The sequence below is a fragment of the Levilactobacillus brevis ATCC 14869 = DSM 20054 genome (genome assembly GCF_001433855.1).
GTDB lineage: Bacteria > Bacillota > Bacilli > Lactobacillales > Lactobacillaceae > Levilactobacillus > Levilactobacillus brevis.
The window spans coordinates 57,897-82,030 of sequence record NZ_AZCP01000004.1 but is presented as its reverse complement, the minus strand read 5'-3'; the positions used below and the strand labels follow the sequence as shown (position 1 = coordinate 82,030).

Below are 24,134 nucleotides of genomic sequence, written 5' to 3'. Positions count from 1 at the left end.
TTCTAACAGAATACACACGGTAACAAAAATAACGATATGTAACCCATCAGCATCGCTGATAAGCCGTAGAACGCCGTGAACCATCAAAACACGACGCTCTACTTAAACGCCTTAGTAAGCGCTTTCCATCTAACAATGATTATCTTATCACAAAGTTCTGCACACGTTAACATTTTTTTGCAAAAAAAAGGATTTAATTTCTTAAATCCTTCACAGAATCCCGGACAATCAAGGTTGGGACGATAATTTTTTTCGTCACTTTTTCTGCACTGTCATCCAATAATTGGGTCAAAGCCGCCACGCCATCCTTGACGATACTGTCAGTTGGTTTTCGGACAGTCGTCAATCGGGGAATCAAATATTTAGCATAACTCATGTCATCGTACCCAATAATTGAAATGTCGCCAGGAATACTATAGCCGAGGTCCTGGCAAGCGCGCATGGCCCCGACCGCCATATCATCATTAGCCGCAAAGATACAAGTTGGCACCGTAGAGGCCCCTAGAATCGCACGCATGGCCTCGTAGCCACTATCTGGTAAGTAGGTCCCCCGCTTGCGCCATTCGGGCTTAACCGTCACCTGATGCGTTCTAACGACGTCCTCAAATGCTTGTTGTCGATCGGCAGCCGAAACGAAGTCCGTTGCCCCTTGAATAATCCCAAATGTCTGATGGCCCATGCGAATGGCATATTCCAGAATCTTTTCAGTTCCCAAGTAGTCATTAGTCGCAAAGTTGGGAACATCTTGGCGATCAATCTCACGGTTTAGCACCACCACCGGCAATCCCTGCTTGATCAGCATCTCAATGAACGCATCATCGTGCCGCGACTGACTAACCACAATGGCACCATCGTATTGATGGCGAGAGATACCACTACTTTTGCTCAAAGATTCAATACTATCTAATGACAACGAATAACCTGCTGGCAAAGCCACTTTGGCCCGGTTAATCACGTCTACCAAGAAACTCGGTGACGTCCCCGTATCTAGCTCCGAAAAAAAGATCCCAATTAAAAACGATCGGTTTTCAACCAAGCCCTTAGCATTTAAATTCGGAACATAGCCCAATTCATCCGCTAATTGTCTAATCTTGCGTTTCGTTTCTTCTTTCACCAATGGACTATCGTTGAGTGCACGCGAAACCGTTGTGTGTGAAACGTTGGCGCGCTGTGCAATCGTACGAATCGTTACTTCCGTCATCTCGTCTCCCCCTCGTAGGATACCCGCATATTTTAGTTGTTATAGAATAGACCTTTTTAGCAATGAATGCAAAATCACGACTGCTTTTCTAAGGCCTCCCATAAACCATTCAAGTAAGTAATTCCCAGTGCCCGATCGTACAACCCATATCCGGGCCGACCACTTTCGTGCCAAATATCCCGTCCATGATCCGGTCGAATAACACCCGAGAATCCAGTCTCATGTAAGGCCTGCATAATCGCAAACATATCTAGCGATCCCATCGATGATAGGTGCGCCGACTCATGAAAATCACCCTGATCATTCATGAACTTAATATTCCGCGCATGCACAAAAGGCACTCGCCCTTGAGGGACAAACTCACGAATGATTGCTGGAATATCGTTTTGCGGGTTTTCACCCAAACTACCAGTACAGATGGTAAAACCATTAGCTGTTGAGGGATTCATCGCAACGATTCGGTTCATGTCCGCGAGATTCTTATAGATCCGCGGTAACCCAAATAATTCCCGTGGTGGATCATCCGGATGCAAGGCCATTTGAACATGGCATTCCTCGCACACTGGGATAATCGCGGCCAAAAAGTAGTTAAGGTTAGCTGCTAATTGGGCCTCATCGATCCCCGCATACGCATCAAAAAGCTGTTGAACTTGTGCCAGTCGCTCGGGCTCCCACCCAGGTAGAACAAAGCCGTTCGCGTCGTTTTCAATATCATGAATGATGTCTTGCGGTTGGCGTTGCACCTGCCGTTGTTCAAAGGCCAACGCCTGCGACCCATCGGCCAAGGAAAAGTGCAGATTCGTTCGGACCCAGTCAAAAATCGGCATAAAATTATAACAAATTGTGCGGACACCCGCGGCTGCTAGATTGCGAATCGTCTGCTGATAATTTTCAATATACCGATCACGACTGGGTAAACCAATCTTGATGTCATCATGAATATTAACCGATTCGACCACTGTAAATTTTAGCCCAGCCGCCTCAATTTGGTGCTTTAGCTGGATAATCTGGTCCTTAGGCCACACCTCGCCCACTGGAATATCAAACAGGGCCCCGACGACTTGGCGGACACCGGGTATTTGACGAATATCTGCCAAGTGGATCTGATCATTCTGACTGCCATACCAGCGAAATCCCATTTCCATGATTATTTAACCTCTTTCTTATCACTACGCGTCTACGCTTGGATACCCGCTAAGTCCTCATCACTAACGTTCATAAAATAATCTGGAAAACGACTCAACAAATACTTCCGTTCGCTTAACATTAGTCGTAAATGAGCGGTGATTTCGAACCGAACATCGTCTAGGTTGCGATCATGAACGGCCTTCAAAATATCGCGGTGTTGATTTAAGAGTGTGGCCCAATTCAAGTCACTGACTTTCAATCGAATCCACCGAAACCGGTTCAGTTGCGTATTAATCGTCTGTAACCAGTTCCAAATCTCTTCGCGATCGGCGGCCATATAGAAGAGTTTATGAAACGCTTCATCTGCATCAAAAAAAGCGTCGGGATCGCGTTCCTGAACCACCCGTTCCTGTTCAGCCATATTCGCTTGTAGTTCTTGATAGAAGGCATCCGTCATTCGCCCAGTTGCCTCCAACATAATTTCGCCTTCCATAATTTGCCGGACGAAACGCGCATTATTAGCGGTATTCATATCAATTTTTGAAATGTACGTGCCACTTTGCGGAATGACATCAATCAAGCCGTCCCGTTCAATACGAATAATGGCCTCTCGGACTGGTGTTCGTCCAATTCCCAGCTCATCTGAGATCACCTTTTCTGACACCTTTTGACCCGGTGTATATTTATTGTGCATGATGCGATAACGAATTTCGTTGTAAGCCTCGCTGCGCATATTATTTGTTAGTTGCATTGGTCACTACCAGTCCTTCACTAGAGATTTCCCCTAAATATTTAACCATTATTCTAGCACAAAGCAGATCATCTTTAATCCAAGAAAAAAGGGCCGTACTAAATATAGTACCGCCCTTCGTTATAATCAAAATTTGTTTAAATTAAGCCTTGTCAACTGCGTGGCCACCGAAACCGTGACGCATAGCAGAAACAACCTTACCCGTAAACGTATCGTTTTCCATAGAACGGTAACGCATCATCAAGGATAAAGCAATAACTGGTACTGGGATTTGTTGGTCCAAAGATTCTTCCAACGTCCACTTACCTTCGCCAGAACTGTGCATCGTCCCTTTGATTTCGTCCAAGTTAGCGTCGTTAGCAAAGGCTTCTTGAGCCAATTCCATGAGCCATGAACGAACCACAGAACCAGAGTTCCACAGACGAGCAACGGCTTCGTTATCGTAGTCAAATTGGCTGTGTGCCAAGACATCGAAACCTTCGCCGATAGCTTCCATCATCCCGTATTCAACACCGTTGTGCACCATCTTCAAGTAGTGACCTGAACCAGCAGCACCGGTGTAGAGGTAACCATTTTCTTGAGCGATACCTTCGAAGACAGGCTTCAAAGCAGCGTTAAAGGCTTCAGCACTGGTCCCACCGATCATGAAGTTACCATCAGCACGAGCACCAGATTGACCACCAGAAGTCCCACAGTCAAAGAAGTTGATGCCAACTGCTTCGGCCTTCTTAGCATCTTCAACGGAGTTCTTCCAGAATGAGTTCCCACCGTCAACGATGTAGTCGCCGGCGCTCAAGCTACCAACCAACGTATCAATCGTTGATTCAGTTGGCTTACCAGCTGGGAGCATCAACCAAACAATCTTTGGTGATGGTAATTTGCTTAAAACGTCATCCAAAGATGTGGCCGTTTCGGCACCAAAACCTGCTGCTTGGTCGACAAAGTCCTTGTTCAAGTCAAAACCAACAACCTCGTGGCCGTGATCCATCATGTTTTGTGCTAAGTTGATACCCATCTTGCCTAATCCAACTAATCCAATTTTCATTGTATGCGTTCCTTCCTGTGGTTAAAAATTGTGATATACTAGCTCGGTTTTTATTATATGAAAAAAATTTACATATATCAAGGAAAACCCGTAAAAAAATTACAAAAGTTTTATTTATGGCTGATTTGAACTCAATTTATGGTTAGTCATCGTTTGACCTGGCTGGGCTACATTTATGGATGAGCCTAGCTTTCGGGTCAAAACTGATTGGAATCAGTTACAACCAAGATTCAAGCTAACACTATCCAACATTTCTGCAGCAATAATCATGCCACACTAGCCCAACAAAAGCGGCAAATGGGCTCAGTACCGTCGTTATCCTTAGGACGTGCCCTCGGCCGACCTTTAAGACAAGCGGGCTACTTGGCTTAAAGTTGTGTCCGGTACGTTCCAGCCCTTTTGCCGCGACCAGAGGGCAGATAGCTATCACCGCAATTAAGCAACGAGCAAGCCATAAAAAGGGACTTTATTCCTTAGGTTCCCGCTTACGCTGGTATTCCGCAATGGCACTGTATTCGCTCTGTAGCTTCCGTCCCAAACGAATATAAATTGGCATGATTTCACGATAGTTTTCAAATGTCTTTGGATCAGGCTGGTAGGTGTTCTTCTTGCCAATAAATTTGTTAACCACTGACAAGTCATCAGCCAGCCCCAAGCTGATTTGGGCAATGACCATTGCACCTAAACAACCACTTTCAAAGGCTTCCGGAATCGTAACGGGTTCTTCGAAAATATCGGCCAACATTTGCCGCCACAGTGGTGACCGGGCGAAGCCGCCCGCTGCACGGATTTCAGTTGGTTCTCCGGTTGCTTCCTTCAGTGCCAGTTCAACGGTGTAAAGGTTATACACAATGCCTTCCAGGGCCGCACGAACCATGTGAGCCCGTGAATGTTGCCGCGTCAAGCCGAAGAATGAAGCCCGCGCATTACCGTCCCAAATAGGGGCCCGCTCGCCACCCAAGAATGGATGGAAAATTAAGCCGTCGGAGCCAGCAGGAACTTGTTTAGCAATTGATGTCAATACATCGTATGGGTCTTCACCCAATTCCTTGGCCATCACTTTTTCCGGTGCAAATAATTGATCGCGAACCCACCGGAAGACAATCCCACCGTTATTGACGGGGCCACCAATAATCCACTTGCCTTGCATAACGGGGTAACAGAAAATCCGTCCCTTGGGATCGATTTGTGGCTTGTCAACGAACGTCCGTACAGCACCGGATGTCCCAATTGTCACAGCAACTTCACCATTATTAATTGCCCCTAAGCCGATTTCAGACAATGAACCGTCCGTTCCACCCATAATGAATGGCGTATCGGCTGGGAAGCCAATTTGTTTAGCGTAGTCTGGATTCATGCCTGTCAGTTGATGAGTTGCATCAACTAATTCTGGTAATTGGTCACGGGTAATTCCCACTAGCTTCATGGATTCTTCGTCCCAATCCATCTGGTGGATGTTAAACAACCCCGTCGTTGCGGCCATGTTGTATTCTTGTTTCAACTGACCAAAGTAGCGATACAGCAGGTATTCCTTCAAGCCAACCCAGTAACGCGTCTTCTTGTAGATCTCCGGATGATCATTCTTCAGCCATAAGATCTTGTAGACCGGACCCATTGGATGCGTTGGTAACCCCGTCCGCTTGTACAATGCCAAGCCGCTACCATCTTCGGCCATTTGTGAGGCATACTTTTCCGCCCGATTATCCGCCCAAGTGATGGTGTTCGTCGTTGGTTGATGGTCTTTGTCCAACCCAATTAAACTATGTTGTTGGGTCGACCAAGAAACCCCTAAAATCTTCCCTTGCGTTTGATCAGCCTTCGCCGTAACTTCAGCCAAAGCGTCAACCGTGGCTTGGAAGATAACGTTTGGATCTTCTTCCGCCATATCCGCATTTTCCTGAATCAAGGGGTAGAGCTTGTTCGCGTAACCAAAAATATCTCCATCCGTATTGTACAAAACAGCTTTCGTACTCGTCGTTCCAACATCAATTCCAATTAAGTAGTCCATTTCGTTTCCCAGCTTTCTTTCAGTCATACCCGCTTGATTAGCTAAACAAAACCACGTGCCAATTCACGCGCACATGGTTCTGTTTAAACTCATCGTTAGGCTAAAGTACTTGTTAATTCACGAACCAATGGCTTATTAGCAATAACGTTCTTCACATCACTCACGCACTTTTCACCCATACCATGCAAGCATTCGTAAGTGTAAGCAGAGGTATGTGGAGTTAATAAGATACGGTCATTTTTCAAGAATGGGTGGTCAGCGGGAACGGGTTCAACTTCAACGGCATCGGCAGCGTAACCAGCCAACTTACCAGATTCAACCCCAGCCAAGACGGCATCTTCATCAATCAAAGCACCCCGACCGTTGTTGCATAGGTAAGCGCCGTCCTTCATCAAGGCAACCTTATCAGCGTTGATCAAGTGGTAATCACCGTCATTTAAGGAGGCATTCAAAGAAACATAGTCACAGTTCTTTAAGAGCGTATCCAAGTCAACGTGTTGCACGTTATGATTCTTCAACCAGCCAGCTGGTGCCTTAGGATCTGGATCAGCAATGAAGACTTGCCCGCCAAAGACACTGAATAATTCAGCCACTCGGCTACCAATATTCCCACAACCAATAACCCCAAAGGTCTTACCGCTTAATTCATTCCCCATGAATTCGGCCCGATCTTCGTAACGGCCGGCTCGTTCACGTTCAGCAGCCGGTACCGTACGCCGAACCATGGTTAATAGGTTAACCAGTTCATTTTCAGCGACGGAGTCCCGTTCAACCAATTGTGGCACGATAGTTACCAACGTACCGTGGGCTTTGGCTGCTTTCACGTCAACGTTGTTGAAGCCAATACCGTGACGAGAAATCAGTAGCAAGTCATCCTTGTTATCGAAGAATTCTTGATTAAACATTGGGGTCACTGAAGCAATGATAATGTTGTAACCATGAAGTGTTTCGGCTAATGTCTTACCATCAATGTCGGTTGGCAACATGAACCGCTTCACTTCACCGATTTGTTCCAATTCTTGCCAATGTTCCTTGAACACTTGACCAAAACTACTTGAGTTCACAACTGCAATTTTATATTCTGACATGGAAAACTTACCTCCAAAAATTTTTATTCTCTCATTAACTAAGTCGGTTGTAGCTAGTAACTAGGCCATCGAATCCCGGATTGGCCGTGGTGAGTTGTAAGGTTGTCACCCCACCATTAGCCGGAAAGCTGGATAACACATCGAATTGAGGCCCAAAGCGCAAAACCAGTGAACGGATAAAAGTGCCATGGGTCACCACCAGAATGCGGTCCTGATCGGCATAACGGGATAATAACCGTTGTAACCCAGCATCGACCCGCCGTTTAAACGTCAACCCATTTTCTGATAGCTGGCGCGGGTCCGCTTGATGCATGGCATCTCTAGCCGCCTCAAATGAATACTTCTGAATGATCTGCGCTTGGGTTTGACAACCCAGGGACTGACCAACCGTTTGCCAAGACTCATCGTTATCTAAACCTTCAAAGGACCCAAAGAAGACTTCCCGAAAGGCCATGTCGGTTTGCAACTCCCCGGTAAAAGCATTGGGTTGGAGAATATGCTGTGCCGTATCCATTGCCCGCTTTAGATCAGAGGCATAGGCGGCCTGATAGGTCACATTCTTTAGGAGTTGCCCAGCTTGATCAGCTGTCGCAATCCCGGCCTTAGTCAGTGGTGAGTCGGCCCAGCCTTGCAATTTATTCATTGTATTGAAAATCGTTTGACCGTGGCGGACAAAGTCAACGGTAATGGTCTTCATCTGTGATCCCTCCTTAGCAGTTAATCCACCGTAATCGTATAAGCCATCGTTTCGGATTGACCCGCAGCGACGTGATGATTGCCTTCCTTAGTCGCTAGTTCACGCAAATCACCCGCCACATCTGGCAACCCATTAAAGGGCTCCAAACACAGGAATGGCGCTTGAGCACCTTCCTTGGTCCACAATGTCACGTAATCAAAGTCATCCAAATTCAGAGAAATGCTATGTTTGGACTTCGTTGACCGTAGCGTAAGGTGCGCTAAGTTAGGCGCCTTTAAAATAATTAAGCCGGCATCAAACATCGGATAATTAAGTTTAATGACCCCCTTATCTGTCGTCACCGGTAACTCTTTACCGCTTCGATAAGGATTAGGGGTTTTAACAATTTCAAATTGTTGCAAGTCCGTTGGGGCTGGATCGAGGACTAATTCATAATCCGTAAAGGCTTCCCCGGCCTCAAATGGGACGTTAAATGCCGGATGTGATCCTAACGAATAAGATAAATCCTGTTGCCCGTGATTCTGAACACTAAAGGACAGGTTCAAGCCAGTTGCAACTAACGTAAAGGTCACTTGTAGTTCAAAATCAAAGGGATAGTACACCCGCGTTGCGGCATTGGCCTTCAACGAAAGCGTCACTGCCGTTGGGGTCTGATCAACAATCATAAATGTCTCGCCACTGACAAAGCCGTGTTGGGGCATTTCATATCTCTGACCATCAATCAGATAGCTGTCTTCATTCGACCGCCCGATTGCCGGAAATAATACTGGCGCGTGTTTCGGCCACAAATCGTTGTTCCAGATCAGGTCCCGGTGGCTTGCTTGGTCCACTAAATGAGTGAGTTCCGCGCCCACTTCATTGATAGTTGCTGTGAAACGATCATTTTGAATCGTTACCATGATATCGGCTCCTTTGCCTAGTCAACTGCTTGGGCGTGATCAGCTAAAGCTTTTTCTAGCGTAGCAACAATGGCACCTTTACCCGCAATCATTTGCTTAAAGTAATTTTCAACCTTTTCGCCTAGACCAACTGCATAGAGGTCTTGACCAAAGATCGACGTATTCGTCAAAACATCCTTCAAGTGGGCGTGGACATCCACGTCATCACCCAACTTGATATCGCCAACATACTTCTGTAAGTCAGCCATCATTGGGTCAGGACTCGGTTCGAAGCTAGCGCCTTCATCATTGACAGCCATCAGGTAACGGAACCAAGCGGCAATCGTCAATGGAATGAACTCCAAGGTTGCTGGGTCAAAGCCATCGCGTTCATCGTAGTGCTTGATTGTGACACCATACCGAACTGGAATCTTCTGTGAGGTATCGGTTGCAATCCGTTGTGGCGTATCAGGGATGTATGGGTTAGGCAAGCGCTTCGTGACTAATTGGTTGATGAAGTCTTTCGGGTTAATCACCTTAGGATCAGTCACAACTGGTAAGCCTTCGACGTAACCAATTTGCTTGATTAAAGCAACCAAGTCTTTGTTTTGGAGCTCCTTGGCAATGGAATCAAAGCCCAGAACACTCCCAAAGATGGCTAGCGCGGTGTGCAAAGGATTCAAACAAGTCGTTACTTTCATTTCATCAGCATCGTTAACCGTGTCACGGTCAGTCACAATCACACCAGCATCTTCAAACTTTGGCCGGCCATTTGGAAAGGCATCTTCAACGACTAAGTAGTGTGCTTCTTCCGTGTTAGTAAATGGCGCAATATTCGTATGCTTAGGTGTGTGCACAATCTCATGATCTTCAAAGCCAGCAGCGGCTAGTTTGTCTCCAACAGCTTCGGCAGGATTAGGGGTAATCCGGTCAATCATGGATAATGGGAAGCTGATTTGTTGTGGGTCTTGTAAGTAAGCTAAGAAGTCAGCGCCAACAAACCCATTTTCTTGCCAGCCTTTAGCAATAGTTAAAACGCTTTCTTTTAAGCGATCACCATTTTGTGAGAAGTTATCGGTACTCAAGAGAGCCAGTGGTGCCTTACCATTGTTAAAACGCGCCAATAATAAGGAAACTAATCCCGCCATGTTGCCCTTAGGTTTTTCGGGGCCATTAGCGATATCGGCCTTGGTGAGGTCATTTAAATCACCATTAACGGTCCGAAGGTTATAACCCTTTTCAGTAATCGAGAACGTAACCACCTGCAAAGAATCCTTCTTAAAGACATCAAACAAGTTGTTCCAGTCATCTTCGTGGCTTGGATTAAAGAAGTAAGCTTCCGCAACAGATGCAAATAATTCTTTGTCAAAGTTACCATCAGCTTTCGTCACAACCCGTAAGATCCGGTTGTTATAGGCTTGGTAAATATCTTTAACAACATCGTCATCGTATGTTTCACCAACAATCACGCCAGAATCCAATTCACCTTTTTCAATCAACGTATTCGCAATGGCAGCGTGGAATGCCCGGAATAAGTTACCACCACCAAAGTGAACCCAGCGAGGATGATCAGCCGTTGCTTGCTTTAGGGCAGCTTGATCATAAGTAGGAACTTTAATCCCAGCCTGTTCAAACGCCGCTTTATTATTTAAGTAATCGTCAGATAATTTAACCATGTCAATACGTCCTTTCTGATAAAAACATGCACTCAATAACGGTAACGAACCAAATAACTATCGCTTATAACTTATATATCAGTATTCGTATGTAACCGATTTCATATTACAATAAAAAAATAAAATGTCAAGACCCATTTAATCAGCGATTACAAGGCCGTGTACCGCTATTTGCGTAACAACAGCATCTACGACAATTTATATTTTTTTCGTTTTTTACGAAATCTAATACATCAGTTAACCGCGTCAACATTTTAGATTAAAAAGCCTTTAAATCACTATCGTATCAGCAATGTTACCGTGAACATAATCTTTCACAAACTAGTATACCACGAAGCGCAAATTCTTCAAATGTATTGGCACTGCTTATCAGCACAACAAAAAGTGGGTATTATCCGCTATTGCGGATGATGCCCACTTACCATCACTATTTTTTATAATTAAAGTCCGGAATATTCCGCCACCGTTGCGTTAAATACCGAACCACCATTTTAGGTTCACGCGCTCGGGTAAAAATCCCCTTCTTATTTCCTTGAACGCGTTGAATCCCAAATTTTGTTTGGAAATCAGCAAAATTCCAAAGCTGCTCGCCAACAAAGTTAGTCACTTCATCAAAAACCCGACTACACATCCGATAGTAATCTTCTTGGAACTCTTCGGAAAACGGCTCATCGTAATTACTATGCAACCCCGCAATCGTATCCGCACCATATTCAGTATACATGATTGGCTTGTCTGGGAACTTTGCCTGATAAGCTAAAAGTTCTTCGCGCGTCGCAGTTTCTGCTGCTTTCAAATCACCATTGCCCATATACCAACCATAGTATCGGTTCAGTGCAATTACATCAGCTAGTGCCAAACACCGATCTGTTTTTAACGTTGTCATCATAATGCTGGTATACGTGCATGGTCGTTGCTGTGGATCCAGCTTGCGAGCCAGATCAAATAACGGTTTAAAGTACTCATAGGCCCCCTTGGAAAAGTTGGCGGCCTCATTAGAGATTGACCACATCACCACTGAGGCATGATTTTTATCACGATCAATCATCTCAGTGATCGCCTGACGATGGGCCTCAGCCGTCCGTAATTTTTCCCACGTATCGTCTTCAAAATCATCCTTTTCTAGTGCCGAAACATCAAAGGTAAAGGACAGCATCAATCCAACTGCCGGCACCTCATCAATCACAACGATCCCCTCACGATCACATAGCCGCATCATTTCTTCTGAATACGGGTAATGGGACGTTCGGAATGAATTAGCTCCCATCTGCTTCATTAGGCTCAAATCCAAGACATTCTGTGGTTCGCTTAACCCTCGACCATGAATATAAGCGTCTTCGTGTTTCCCAAATCCTTTGAAGTAAAAGGGCTGCCCGTTAATCAAAAATTTACCAGCCTTGACCGCAATTTGCCGAATGCCAAACGCCTCGATGTACGTATCAATCACTTGCCCCGCCTGATACAATTCTACTTTAGCGCGATACAGGTAGGCCTTTCCCGGCTGCCATAGATGAACTGAGTTCAACTCAATTGCCAGTGTTTTCCCACTCGTGGTACCAACAACCTGGTTATCTTCGTCTAAGATCGTGACGACTACCTGTTCAACATCGCCTACCGTCTCAATTTCACCATTAACCACCGCCGAGTGATTGGTCAAATTAACCTTAGGCGTCAACGTAATGTCTCGAATATAGCTGTGTGGCGTACTGTAGATTTTTACAGGACGCTGTAACCCCGCATAATTAAAGAAGTCAAAATTTTCATCTAATTGCCGTACCCGTTGGCCCGTCTCACTTTGCGTTTCTTTGTAATGTCCGACCGGCAAAGTTGTATAGTCAAGCATATTACTAAGTTTAACCGTCAGTCGATTCTCACCAGTCACTAAGTCGTCATTAATTTCTACTTCAAACGGTGTAAAGCCACCCTTGTGATGCGTGATTAAGTGCCCATTAAGATACACCCAGGCCTCATGAGTCGCGGAGCCAAACCGCAAAACGAGTCTTTCTTGCCGCAGTAGTTGGGGCATCTCAAAACACCGTTCATACCAAACGTATCCGACATGTTCACGGATCTCTTTTGACGCCGTCTGATCGTTAAATGAAGCTGGAACTGCCATCGATAAGGTTGCAGGCAATGGACGAGTCACATCAACTGGTATCTGTTCTTTATCAATCATAAACCGCCAGACACCTGATAAATCTAAAACCACTCGTGACGTTGTTTCCATCGGATATAACATAATAATGCCTCCATTTCTATTCTGACTGTATAACAAAAATGATGACCGCCAGTGATTGCCTACTCGTCATCATTCTTGCATTTTTAACTCAAGATCCTAAATCGAAATTAAATCCTTCACACTAAAGTTAACCTTTACGGCATAATCAGCCACTTCGGGATTAGCATATTTAATTTGAACCTGGCGACTTTCGCCATCAAAGTACCAACCCTCAGCGGCATCCGCGAACTTAGCCGCATTGAGGTACCGTGGCAAGGATTGGTCGGCTAAATCAACACTTAACGGCGCAATCTTCGGACAGCAAACTGCTAGTGCCATGGTTTTAACTTGCGTTTGATACTGGCCAACCCGACTAAAATCAATCACAACACCGTCAGCTGTTGCCGTCGTTTTAATGGTCGTTTCTAAGGTTTCGCCTTGGCGGTAATTATTGGTTACTCCGTCATCTTCATACACCACAAATTCAGCATCGCGACTTGGTTCAATTAACACATCCAGCTTGTCGATCACGTCGTTATGCAGGTTCATCAGGCCCTTACTTTGAGGAACGATGCTCCCGGCTTTCAAGAACATCGGAATGCTCCCTAAATCTACCGGAATCGTGATCGTCTGACCACCCGTATAATACTGAGACGTCTTCAGATCTAACCAATCCACTCCCGCTGGCAGGTAGACTGACTTAGCGGTTTGACCCTTGTCAACAACGTTAGCCACCAATAACGAAGCGCCTAACATAAATTCAAAACTTTCTTCCGCCACCTGCGGATCGTCTTGGAATTCATAAACTAATGGCCGCATGATCGGTGAGCCTTTCGTTGAGGCTTCATACAGCAGTGAGTACAGGTACGGCACCAAAGAATACCGCAACTGAATTGCTGCCCTGATGTACTTGGTGTAAGCCGGATACGTCCAGGGTTCTGTGACCGTATTATCATTGTTGCAAGAGTGAATGGAGAATCTTGGTTGGAAAATACCATTTTGAACCCACCGAACAAAGAGTTCTGGTTCAGGTAGCGGGCCATCGAACCCACCAATGTCACAACCCTGGTTCGCCACTCCTGACAACCCCATGCCTAGAATAGTGGGAATATTATATTTCACATTCGTCCAGCTCGTGTAGTTATCACCAGCCCACGTTTGGGCATACCGTTGAATGCCAGCAAATCCTGCTCGGTTGACTAGATACGGGCGAACCGTTGCGTCATAACGATTAATGGCATCCTTAGCTGCCTTAGCCATCATCGTCGGCATAATCGGCTTTAGCGCACCAATCGTGCTCTTTTGTCCTTCGGCATCCACTACGGCCTGCGTATCATTGATTTCATACTCGTTATTATCATTCCAAATCGAGGTAATGCCAATTGATAGCAAGGCCTCCGTCATTTTTTGCTCCCAAGCATCCCGACCATGGGGATTGGTAAAGTCAACAAAGTGGGCATCGCCACCCCAATACTGGTCGACTTGGCTCCCTTGACCGTCGGGCGTCTTGATGTAAGCATCCTTTTCCATAAACTCATCGGCTAATGGGTGAGTCACCAGCATCCCTGGTTTAATATTGGGAGCTAACAGTGCGCCGCGCTTCTTGAGTTCCGCCACAAATTTTTGTGGATCAGGGAAACGTTTCTTATTCCAATTAAAGACGTACCGTTTGCCATCCTTGCCCGAGGTATACCCCGAAGATAGGAAGAAGCCATCACACGGAATCCCGTTTTTCTTACACGTATCGATAAAGTCCAGGATGGCTTGATCGGCATCCTGATCCAGTTCCGTATAAAACATGGTTGAGCCCATATAGCCCAGTGATGGCAATGGCATCATGGCTGATTTTCCCGTCAAATCCGTATAATGCTCGACCACTTGCTTAATGGTTGGGCCGCCAATGAAGAAGACATCTAGATCGCCACCATCACACTGGAAATAACTGTAACGTAACCAGTAGTTACTGTGTTCACAGTCCATATCAAAGACCGAGTCGTGCGTGTTGTTGTAGTACAAGCCACTCGCGATATTAGTCGTCGTGTTGAAATCAATATAGAAGGGAATCATTTTATACAACGGATCTGACTTAGCGGCATTCCAACCTAAAGAATCCGTGTTGTGCATGCGCATACGCCGTTTAAACTTATTAAGTTTGCCGGACTTCTCACCAAATCCGTAAAACTTATCGTGATCGCCCATGGCACTGTAGTGGAAACGACGACCTAAATCATCCTGGACAAAGGACCGTTTCACGAGATCCTTATGCACCGTCACACCATTTTGATCTTTAATTTCAAAATAGAAAGGCTCTGCATGAATTTCCAACGTGTAGCGACCGTTTGACACCGTATAACCGTCAGCCGTTTCCGTCAATTCAACCGCAATCGGGGTTACCCGTTGCCGCTCGTCACCGATTAGGTCATCGGTTGCATCCGCCCACGCCGTCTTAACCAGTGCGTAGGACTCTTCTGGCGCGAAGTCATCATCAAACGTTCCCCGGATGCGAATAATATTCTCATCTAGTAAGTAAATTCTAAACTTTGCGCCGTCTGTAACTAAATCAAGATACTCATGATGGTTGGTGATACTCAGCAATTTTGAGCTAACTTTCATAATGCGCCTCCAAAGCAGGTTAGGTGGTATATCAGAAATGTGTCTCTAGTGATACTTTAGAATCTTTTGGAAGCGCTGTCAACCATCTTTTTAATAATTAAAGGTCACTATCGATTAAAGTATAAACGTTAATATAACGGGATTGGTTAACCAATTTTTTAAATAAAGCCAATTTTATTTCACTTCGTGATTTTTGTCATTTATCCTTGAAAGCGGTTTCTGAACGTGCTATTCTGTGGATAGCTTATATATCAGTTTTGAAGGAGATTTGCCTATGAGTTAAACGTCTAACCGTATTTTGCTTTTATCTAACAACCTGTACCCTCATCATAATTTATATTTTAGGAAGTGTCAGACATTGGAAAAAACACAAAAAACCATCACTGTGGCTGCTGCGCCTTTCAATATTAAAGACCGAATTGGCTACATGTTTGGTGATATTGGGAATAACTTCTCCTTCAACATCATCAATTCCTTCTTAATGATTTTCTACACCAACGTTTTAGGGTTAACGGGGGCCCAAGTAGGGATCCTCTTCTTAACCGCCCGCTTCGTCGATGCCTTTGCCGATATCACGGTTGGCCGGTTAGTCGACAACAGTAAGCTACATAAGAGTGGGCGCTTCAAGCCATGGATTAATCGCATGAAGTATCCCTTACTCATTGCCTTTATTCTAACTTTCGTGCCGATTGTTAAGGACTGGGCTTTGCCAGCACGACTCGTCTACGTCTTCATCACGTACTTGGGTTGGGGAATTTTCTACTCCTCCGTCAATATCCCTTATGGTTCAATGGCCTCTGCCATTAGTGGTGATCCTAACGATAAAACCTCACTATCAACATTCCGGGCCATTGGTTCCGCTGTTGGTAGTGCCTTAACCAGCTATATTGTTCCAATGTTCATCTATATCGGCGCCTCACAAAAGATTTCTGGCAGCCGCTTCTTCTGGGTTGTGGTTGGCTGTGCCCTGATTGCCTGGGCCTGCTACACGCTGACCACCGCACTGACTACCGAACGGGTACGAACTGAAAAGTCCGAAAATGTACCTTTAGCTAGCGTTGTTAAAGGGATGTTTGAGAACCGGGCGCTGGTTGTTTTAGTTGTCGTGGATATTTTAATCGTCATCAACCAAAACCTCTCGGGAACGCTATTGACTTACCTGTTTAATGACTACTTTAAGGATACCAAAGCCTTAGGGATTGCTTTGATCTTCAACTTTGCTACGGTTATTTTACTTGCGCCATTCAGTACCTGGATGACCCGGACTTTTGGTCGGAAAGAATGTTCGATTGTGGCCTTATTTATTGGAGCTGCCATTTATGGAACTTTAATGATCGTCCACACCCAAAGCTCCCTGTTCTACTTGGTTATGTTATTCTTTGGTTCCTTAGGTGCCGGAGTCTTCAACTTAATGGTTTGGGCCTTTATTACCGATGTTATTGATAACCATGAAGTCTTAACGGGTGTCCGTGAAGACGGTATCGTTTACGGGGTTAACTCATTTGCCCGTAAAGTTGCCCAAGCAATCGCCGGTGGTTTCGGTGGTTTCATGTTGACCTTCATCGGTTACAAGTCCTCCACTGGTGGTGGCGCTGATCAAACGACCACCGTTATTAACCATATCTACACGTTAGCAACTGGTGTACCAACGGTCTGCCTCTTCTTAGCCGGCTTGATCTTATTGGTCTTCTACCCACTGAGCAAGAAGCGCGTTAATGCCAATGCTGCTAAATTAGCTGAAATTCACGCAGAAAATGCCGCTGAAGAAAACAAATAAGCGCCTGACCATCTAACAAATGAAAGCGTTTAATTTATCAAAACCATCTGTCATAGAAAGAGGAATTTTATCATGACATTATTAAACGAAGATTTTCTATTAACCAATGAGCCCGCCAAACGGCTCTACCATGAACATGCCGAAAAAATGCCCATCATTGATTACCACTGTCACCTAGAACCAAAAGACATTTATGAAAACAAGAATTACCCCAACATCACCCGCATCTGGTTAAACGATGGCAGTTTAGGCGACCACTACAAATGGCGGTTGGAACGGGCCAACGGGGTTCCCGAAGATCTCATTACCGGCGATGGCGATGAATATGACAAGTTTCTGGCTTGGGCGGGCACGATTGAAAAAGCCATTGGCAATCCCCTATATGAATGGACCCATTTGGAACTGAAGCGCTTCTTTGGCATCGACGAACCCTTCACCACCAAAAATGCTCCGGCTATTTGGGAAAAAGCCAATGCGTTGTTAAAGACTGACGACTTCAAGCCACGGAATTTAATTAAAAAGTCTAACGTTAAAGTCGTTTGCACGACTGATGACCCCGCTTCTGATTTGCATTACCACCAGTTGCTCAAGCAAGAAGAAGCAACTAACGGTTTCAAAGTCCTGCCAGCAATGCGGCCAGATAATGCCGTACGGATTAACCAAGGGGACTACGATGCTTATCTGCGCCAGTTAAGTGACGTCTCTGGTGTCACGATTACTGATTTTGATTCCTTAGTTGCCGCTTTGGCCCAACGCTTTGAATTCTTCAACTCATTAGGCGGGCACCTCTCGGATCATGGTCTCAACACGTATCACTTCCGGAAAGTTTCTAAAGCCGACTTGAACCAGATCATTAACAAAGCTCGTCAAGACAACCAAAGCCTCAGTGCGGCCGAAATCGATGGGTACCAAACTGCCCTACTAGAAGCCCTAATGCGCTTGAATAAGCAATTTGACTGGACAATGCAATTCCACGTCAATGTTTTGCGCAATGCAAATGGTCCTATGTTCCGCAAATTAGGTGCCGATGCCGGTTTCGATTCCATGGGTTCACAACCAGGCATTGCCGGTGAACTGATGCAATTAATGAGTGATATGGCTGAGGAAGATAATATTCCTAAGACGATCTTCTTCTCAACCAACCCGAATGATTGGCTCGAATTAGCAACGGGGATGCAAAGCTTCCAAGGTGGCGTAGCTCAAAAGATGCAGTTGGGCTGTGCTTGGTGGTTCAACGATACCCGCGAAGGCATGCATGACCAACTACGGATTATGGCGCAACAAAGTCTCTTGCCAAACTTCGTGGGGATGCTAACCGATTCGCGGAGCTTCCTTTCCTATCCACGGCACGAATACTTCCGTCGGGTTCTCTGTGATCTGATCGGTGAATGGGTGGTTCGCGGTCAGGTTCCAGACGATGACGCTTATCTTGGCAAGATTGTCGAAGATATTTCGTATAATAACGCCCACGATTATTTTGGTTTCTTTGACCAAAAGTAAGGCGCAACCGACTAAAATTTTTCAATGAATAATGGGGAACTACCGGTGTATGACGGTGGTTCCCCATTATTACTATCCTGTATTCAAGGAGTGATGGCATGAATCAATTAGATCTAACGACTGGTAGTCCCCTGCGACGCTTACTTTTGTTTTCGTTGCCCTTAATTGGCGGGTCACTCTTCCAACAACTCTATAACTTCATTGATACGCTGATTGTCGGCCGACTGATTGGCATTGATGCGGTGGCCGCAGTGGGGGCCTACTATCCCCTTAGCTTTCTAATTCTAGGATTCGTTCAAGGCAGTTGCATTGGCTTTAGCATTCCCCTGTCTCAAAGTGTGGGCGCCAAAACAGCCACCACCACCCGGTCTTATTTTACCAACGGGGTGTGGTTAAGCGGTGGGCTATGCCTCCTGTTGACGCCACTGATGATTTTAGGCACCAACTATTTCCTTCAATGGCTGAACACGCCCAATAATATCCTAGCAATGGCCGAAACCTTTACACTAATTTCCTTCATCGGCATCCCCGCCAATATCTTATTTAATTATTCGGCAGCGGCCCTACGCGCTTTTGGTGACGCAATTCACCCGTTGCACTTCCTCGTATTTTCACTGATTGTGAACGTTGTTTTAGATTTACTGTTCATTTGTCAGTTTCATCTAGGCATCGCTGGCGCTGCTTGGGCAACCGTAATCAGTGAGTTTATCGGCGGGTTACTGAACCTCTCGCGCTTCTTTTGGGGCCAGAATCAATTAAAACTAACGTCGTCTGATTGGCGGATTTCCTGGGCCAAGCTCAAACGCATGTGTGCCATTGGCCTACCAATGGGGTTTGAATATTCAGTATCCGCCATCGGGGCCATTATCATGCAGGATGCCATCAACCAACTAGGCTCAGCTATCATGGCAGCACAATCGGCCGCTGATAAGATTCGTCAATTGTTCACGCTCCCCATGGAAAGTGTGGGCGCAGCGATGGCCACCTATCAAGCCCAAAACTTTGGTGCCCGGAATCGGGATCGGATTAAGCGGGGCATCTTAAATGGTTGTCTAATCCAAATCATCTATTCATTTGGCGCCTTTGGCATCTTATGGTTCAGTCGACGGGCCTTAGTCACTGCTATTTTAGGTAACGGGTCACCTACCACCACCGCAAGTGCCCTACAATATCTCACCATCATTGCCTTCTTCTTCCCAGTGCATGGTTTACTAATGATCTTTCGGAATACCATTCAAGGCTGGGGCCACAGCTTTTATGCTATCGTCTCCGGATTTGGTGAATTGGCCGGCCGGCTGGTCGCTAGTCTATTAGCCCTGACGCCACTTGGCTTCGTCGCTATTTGCTACGCCAATCCATTAGCCTGGCTGATCTCCTTGATTTATTGTGGCTTCATTTGCCGATTTATTAGTAAGCATGGTCTACTTAAGCCATAAAAAAACAGGGGCCTAAGCCTCTGCGTTCCATTCTGCCTTATATTCTGCCAAGAAATCAAGCATGACTTGTTGGCGGTGTTCAGCCAATTTTTTAGCGGCTGTCGTATTCATCAAGTCCTTTAACGTCAGTAGTTTTTCATAAAAGTGGTTGATGATAGTTTCATTATTAAGATTGCGATACTCCGCGTGAGTCATGGCTGTCCGCGGTTTTACCGCCGGATCATAAATTTTCTCACCAAAGTGACCGCCAAAGTAAATGGCTCGTGCAATGCCGATTGCCCCAATCGCATCTAAGCGATCTGCATCTTGCACAATTTGGCCTTCTAATGGCAGTGGCTTGGCCGTACCATCCAGTGTCTTATGGTATGACATATTATCCATAATCAAGAAGACCGTGGCTACCTGTTCAGCGGTTAACCCCTGTTGGTTCAAGAACTGCCGCACCTCGTCACTGGCCGCGACAGTATCTGTGACCAATTTTTCGTCAATCACATCGTGTAAATAAGCGGCCGTCAGTGTTAAAACCCGATCGGCTTGCGGGTAGGCCTGTACCAAACGATCCGCCAACCCCACGACCCGTTGAATATGGTCGAATCCGTGGCCCGTCTCATCATCCCCCATTTTGGCTTGTGAAAATTGCCGCACTGCTGCTAAAACTGTCGTTGTCATCCGTTTTCCTCCTTGCCTGGGCTACCGGTTCGCCCTAACGTCTGCATCTATTTTAGCATACCACTGAGCAAAATTTAGTCACCGTTCCATAAAGGGCGTTCACATTGACTTCCCTTAGCGATAAGCTTACGATGTAATCGATTTCAGAATCGTTAGGGGGAATGACTCATGAGCACCACACCACTCTTGCACCTACAGCATTTGCAAAAAAACTTTGGCCACTTTCGTGCCTTAAAGGGCGTCACCTTTGACGTCTATCCCGGTGAAGTCTTTGGTTTTATCGGCCCTAACGGTGCTGGTAAATCCACGACGATTCGCATCTTACTTGGGCTCATTCGGGCCAGTGGTGGTACCGCCACTCTCTTCGGTCGGCCCGTCTGGCAGGATAGTGTTCAGATTCATCAGCGATTGGCTTACGTTTCCGGCGATGTCTATCTCTGGCCTAACCTGACTGGCGGCGAGATCATCGACCTGCTGCTCCGAATGAACGACCAAGCCCACACGACTCAAACGGATACCCTGATTCACCAATTTGGATTAGATCCCACCAAGAAGGCCCGGACCTATTCCAAAGGTAATCGCCAAAAGGTGGCCCTCATTGCTGCGCTCTCCCAGGAAGCTGACTTCTACATCTTTGATGAGCCAACTTCAGGGCTAGACCCACTTAACGAGCGGCTTTTTCAAGCAGCAGTACTGGCGCTTAAAAAACGGGGAAAGGCAGTACTATTATCCAGTCATATTCTGTCAGAAGTGGAACGCATGTGTGATCGCATTGGGATTATTCGTGAGGGTCAAATCATTGAAACCGGTAGTCTCGCTGCAATGCGTCACCTAACGCGGACCACAGTAGCCGTCACGTTGGGCGATGACTTCGATGTCACCACCCTTCCCGGTTTACATGCCGTTACGCCCGGACACGCCGCACGCGAGTGGCAATTTTCAGTTGATGCCGATAGCTTAGCCACCACGATGACCACATTAGCTGAACATCACATTGCGGCGCTCCAAAGCACGCCACCAACCCTTGAAGATCTCTTCATGCACTACTACGCAAAGGAGTGATCACAATGTCTCAATACCATAAAACTGGTTTATTACTCCGTTTGAACTGCCGGCGTGATCGCTGGCGAATCGTCATTTGGATTGTGGTACTGGCTGCCCTCATGGCCAGTGTTGCGGCTAAATTTGACGGTATCTACGGCACCCCACACGAGATTGAAGCGATTCGCCAAACGTTGGCTAGCCCCGGAATTGTCGCGATGTTTGGCGCCTTTCATTTCACTGGCCGCGTCACCACTGCCGAAATTTTTGCTAACGAAATGTTATTGTTCATGGCCCTAATCCAAGTAATCATGAACCTGACGCTAAGTATCCACGCCACCCGTAGCGATGAAGATCAAGGCGTGACCGAACTTATTCGCGCCCATACCGTCGGGGCATTAGCCCCACTAGCTGCGGCAATGGGAGAACTGGTCATTATCAATGGTGGACTCAGCGTTCTATACGGTCTAGGGCTCCAACTGGCCCACATGCCCGGAGCGACCACCAGTGGGAACTGGCTGATTGGCTTAGGACTCGGAACAACCGGTCTGCTATTTGGCACTGTGGGGGTGTTAACTGCCCAGTTGGCCGACCATGCCGCTAGTGCCACTGGTCTCGCCTATGCCCTGTTTGGAATCAGTTACTTGGCGCGGATGATCACTGACGTTCAGCACCCCCAGTCCACTTGGTGGTCACCACTTGGTTGGATTGAAAAACTCAGTCCTTACCAGCATCCCAATTGGACACCCGTGGGTCTCAGCTTGCTTTTAACGTTCGTGATTTTGGGATGTGCAGTTTTTGCCAATGCACACCGGGACTTAGGTTCTGGCGCTTTGACCACTCGACCGGGACGTCGAACGGCTTCTCCGTTGTTACGGGGTCCGCTCTCCCTCATCTGGCGCCAACAACGCAATATTTTTATTGGCTGGTTATTGGGAATTACCCTCTTTGGGGTGGCATATGGTACCGTCTTTAACACAATCGGTAACATTTTAAAAACCAATCCCACCATGCAACAAGTCTTCGGCCGAGCAATGGTTCACGATGCCAATCATCAAATTCTACTGAATTTCACTAGTCTGCTAGCTATTGTCATGGCTAGTGTGGCCGTTATCCCCGGTCTACAGTTGGTTTTAAAACTGCATACGGACGAAACGCATGGCTGGTTGGAGGCCCTGTACGCACGACCACTTAGTCGTTCGCGCCTGTTGGTCAGTTACGTTAGCAGTGCCTTGGGCTTGAGCACCGTGGCTTACATCGGTGGCCTCGCCGGTGTTATTGTGACTGGAAATGCTAGCCTTGACCATGTTCAAGATGGCATTAGCACCGCCGAGTTTTGGCAAACCATCGCTGCTCAACTCCCCATGATCTGGGTATTTTTGGCGCTGGGAGTGGGTTTAGTCGGCTGGGCGCCGCGCATTAAGGCACTCAGTTGGGGCTACCTCGCACTAGGCTTTATCGCGGTCTACATGGGTGGTCTCCTCCAGTTACCAACTTGGGTCCAACGCTTGGCGCCTACCGGGTGGATGCCCCGCGTTCCCGTTCATGCGGTCAATTGGACCACATTTAGTTGGATGGTGGCTTTGAGTGTCCTAGTCTTATTCCTGGGCTGGCTGGGCTACCACCGGCGAGATCTCCAGCTCCGTTAATCACGACAAAAAGCGCACCCTTAGACAGTTGTCTCGGGGTGCGCTTTCTAATCTATTGAATGACGACATCATAATGGTTGCCGGTGATGGCCGTCCCGCGGTCATGCACAACCCCCATTCCTAATGGCGTCATAATTTTTGTGCCAAAGGCAACGTTTGACGGTGCTGCCACAACCCGGTAGCCATTTGAATCTAATCCATTGGCACTGATCTTAGTGCCATCGGCGGTTGTGCTACCTGAATAATAAGTCCATTTATTTCTATTCAAATAAACGACCCCTTGGGATTCAAAGGCGGCTTCCGTAGTCGTCGCCCCGGTTGCCTGACTCGTTGTAGTAGTGTTAGTGGTACTGTTAGTTGTCGTCGTTGCGACTGTTTGATTGGTCTTTGCTGTCGGCGCTGTGCCATAGATGGCTGTTTGAGGTTGATAATGATAGCTTTGTGCCGGTACTTGGACCGTCGCGGCATTGGCGGTTACGTTAGAAAAACTGATACCGGCTGCCAAGACTGCCGCCGCACTCACGGTCGTTAAAATCACTTTTTTTATCATTAAATCGTTCCTCCTTTTGATTGACCCTAGCTTACAACGCCCATATCTCAAATCGATTAGTTTAACGTTACTGCTTGGTTAAGGTAATCCGATTTTCATGACAAACTGTCATGATTTTTACGTAATCGACATTGTCTACAAAAAATAGTTAAAATTAGCCATTAAGCTTTTACTAACCTAGCTCTGTTACTGTAACCTGGGGGATTTTG

General features: G+C 46.4%; 18 protein-coding genes. 5 read left to right on the top strand and 13 right to left on the bottom strand.

What is annotated here, in order from left to right; all coding sequences use genetic code 11:
- Window positions 1-193 precede the first annotated feature (193 nt).
- From FC61_RS08330 to FC61_RS08280, 11 genes are all read right to left on the bottom strand, one after another.
- Window positions 194-1,201, bottom strand: coding sequence for a LacI family DNA-binding transcriptional regulator (locus FC61_RS08330; RefSeq protein ID WP_011666953.1), 1,008 nt, complete (start codon window positions 1,199-1,201; stop codon window positions 194-196).
- Window positions 1,202-1,275: 74 nt separating this feature from the next.
- A complete protein-coding gene (gene uxuA, locus FC61_RS08325) occupies window positions 1,276-2,346 on the bottom strand; it encodes a mannonate dehydratase (protein ID WP_021742379.1) in 1,071 nt (356 codons plus the stop codon).
- A gap of 32 nt (window positions 2,347-2,378) precedes the next feature.
- Complete coding sequence (locus tag FC61_RS08320; RefSeq protein ID WP_021742378.1) at window positions 2,379-3,080, bottom strand: GntR family transcriptional regulator; 702 nt, start codon at window positions 3,078-3,080, stop codon at window positions 2,379-2,381.
- A 142-nt stretch (window positions 3,081-3,222) separates the two neighbouring features.
- The gene (gene gnd / locus FC61_RS08315; RefSeq protein WP_011666950.1) at window positions 3,223-4,125 is read right to left on the bottom strand and encodes a phosphogluconate dehydrogenase (NAD(+)-dependent, decarboxylating); all 903 of its coding nucleotides are present in this window, start codon (window positions 4,123-4,125) and stop codon (window positions 3,223-3,225) included.
- A 466-nt stretch (window positions 4,126-4,591) separates the two neighbouring features.
- Window positions 4,592-6,133, bottom strand: coding sequence for a gluconokinase (gene gntK / locus FC61_RS08310; RefSeq protein WP_035464934.1), 1,542 nt, complete (start codon window positions 6,131-6,133; stop codon window positions 4,592-4,594).
- Between the two features lie 95 nt (window positions 6,134-6,228).
- Window positions 6,229-7,221 carry a D-isomer specific 2-hydroxyacid dehydrogenase family protein gene (locus tag FC61_RS08305; protein WP_021742376.1) on the bottom strand — a complete coding sequence of 331 codons (993 nt, stop codon included), beginning with the start codon at window positions 7,219-7,221 and terminating at the stop codon, window positions 6,229-6,231.
- 34 nt (window positions 7,222-7,255) lie between these two features.
- Complete coding sequence (locus tag FC61_RS08300) at window positions 7,256-7,918, bottom strand: histidine phosphatase family protein (RefSeq protein WP_021742375.1); 663 nt, start codon at window positions 7,916-7,918, stop codon at window positions 7,256-7,258.
- Between the two features lie 20 nt (window positions 7,919-7,938).
- Window positions 7,939-8,817, bottom strand: a complete 879-nt coding sequence (locus FC61_RS08295; protein WP_021742374.1) for an aldose 1-epimerase family protein — start codon at window positions 8,815-8,817, stop codon at window positions 7,939-7,941.
- 17 nt (window positions 8,818-8,834) lie between these two features.
- Window positions 8,835-10,472 carry a mannitol dehydrogenase family protein gene (locus FC61_RS08290; protein ID WP_021742373.1) on the bottom strand — a complete coding sequence of 546 codons (1,638 nt, stop codon included), beginning with the start codon at window positions 10,470-10,472 and terminating at the stop codon, window positions 8,835-8,837.
- Between the two features lie 427 nt (window positions 10,473-10,899).
- Entirely contained in the window at window positions 10,900-12,711 is a 1,812-nt protein-coding gene (uidA, locus tag FC61_RS08285; RefSeq protein ID WP_035464933.1) for a beta-glucuronidase, read from the bottom strand.
- 96 nt (window positions 12,712-12,807) lie between these two features.
- Window positions 12,808-15,303, bottom strand: coding sequence for a glycoside hydrolase family 31 protein (locus tag FC61_RS08280; RefSeq protein ID WP_021742371.1), 2,496 nt, complete (start codon window positions 15,301-15,303; stop codon window positions 12,808-12,810).
- 358 nt (window positions 15,304-15,661) lie between these two features.
- On the opposite strand from FC61_RS08280, the gene FC61_RS08275 reads away from it, so the two are divergent.
- The 3 genes from FC61_RS08275 (at window position 15,662) to FC61_RS08265 (ending at window position 20,016) form a co-directional block, all read left to right on the top strand.
- On the top strand, window positions 15,662-17,080 hold the full coding sequence (locus tag FC61_RS08275) for an MFS transporter (protein WP_011666942.1): 1,419 nt from the start codon (window positions 15,662-15,664) through the stop codon (window positions 17,078-17,080).
- A 72-nt stretch (window positions 17,081-17,152) separates the two neighbouring features.
- Window positions 17,153-18,580, top strand: coding sequence for a glucuronate isomerase (gene uxaC / locus FC61_RS08270; protein ID WP_021742370.1), 1,428 nt, complete (start codon window positions 17,153-17,155; stop codon window positions 18,578-18,580).
- 98 nt (window positions 18,581-18,678) lie between these two features.
- Complete coding sequence (locus FC61_RS08265) at window positions 18,679-20,016, top strand: MATE family efflux transporter (RefSeq protein ID WP_021742369.1); 1,338 nt, start codon at window positions 18,679-18,681, stop codon at window positions 20,014-20,016.
- A 12-nt stretch (window positions 20,017-20,028) separates the two neighbouring features.
- On the opposite strand, the gene FC61_RS08260 is transcribed toward FC61_RS08265, so the two are convergent.
- Entirely contained in the window at window positions 20,029-20,685 is a 657-nt protein-coding gene (locus FC61_RS08260; RefSeq protein ID WP_024525940.1) for an HD domain-containing protein, read from the bottom strand.
- Window positions 20,686-20,853: 168 nt separating this feature from the next.
- Between FC61_RS08260 and FC61_RS08255 the strand changes: the two genes are divergently transcribed.
- The gene (locus FC61_RS08255; RefSeq protein ID WP_021742366.1) at window positions 20,854-21,747 is read left to right on the top strand and encodes an ABC transporter ATP-binding protein; all 894 of its coding nucleotides are present in this window, start codon (window positions 20,854-20,856) and stop codon (window positions 21,745-21,747) included.
- 5 nt (window positions 21,748-21,752) lie between these two features.
- Window positions 21,753-23,375 (top strand): ABC transporter permease, encoded by a 1,623-nt coding sequence (locus FC61_RS08250; RefSeq protein ID WP_021742365.1) that lies wholly within the window; start codon window positions 21,753-21,755, stop codon window positions 23,373-23,375.
- Window positions 23,376-23,427: 52 nt separating this feature from the next.
- On the opposite strand, the gene FC61_RS08245 is transcribed toward FC61_RS08250, so the two are convergent.
- Window positions 23,428-23,925 carry a hypothetical protein gene (locus FC61_RS08245; protein WP_021742364.1) on the bottom strand — a complete coding sequence of 166 codons (498 nt, stop codon included), beginning with the start codon at window positions 23,923-23,925 and terminating at the stop codon, window positions 23,428-23,430.
- Window positions 23,926-24,134 lie beyond the last annotated feature (209 nt).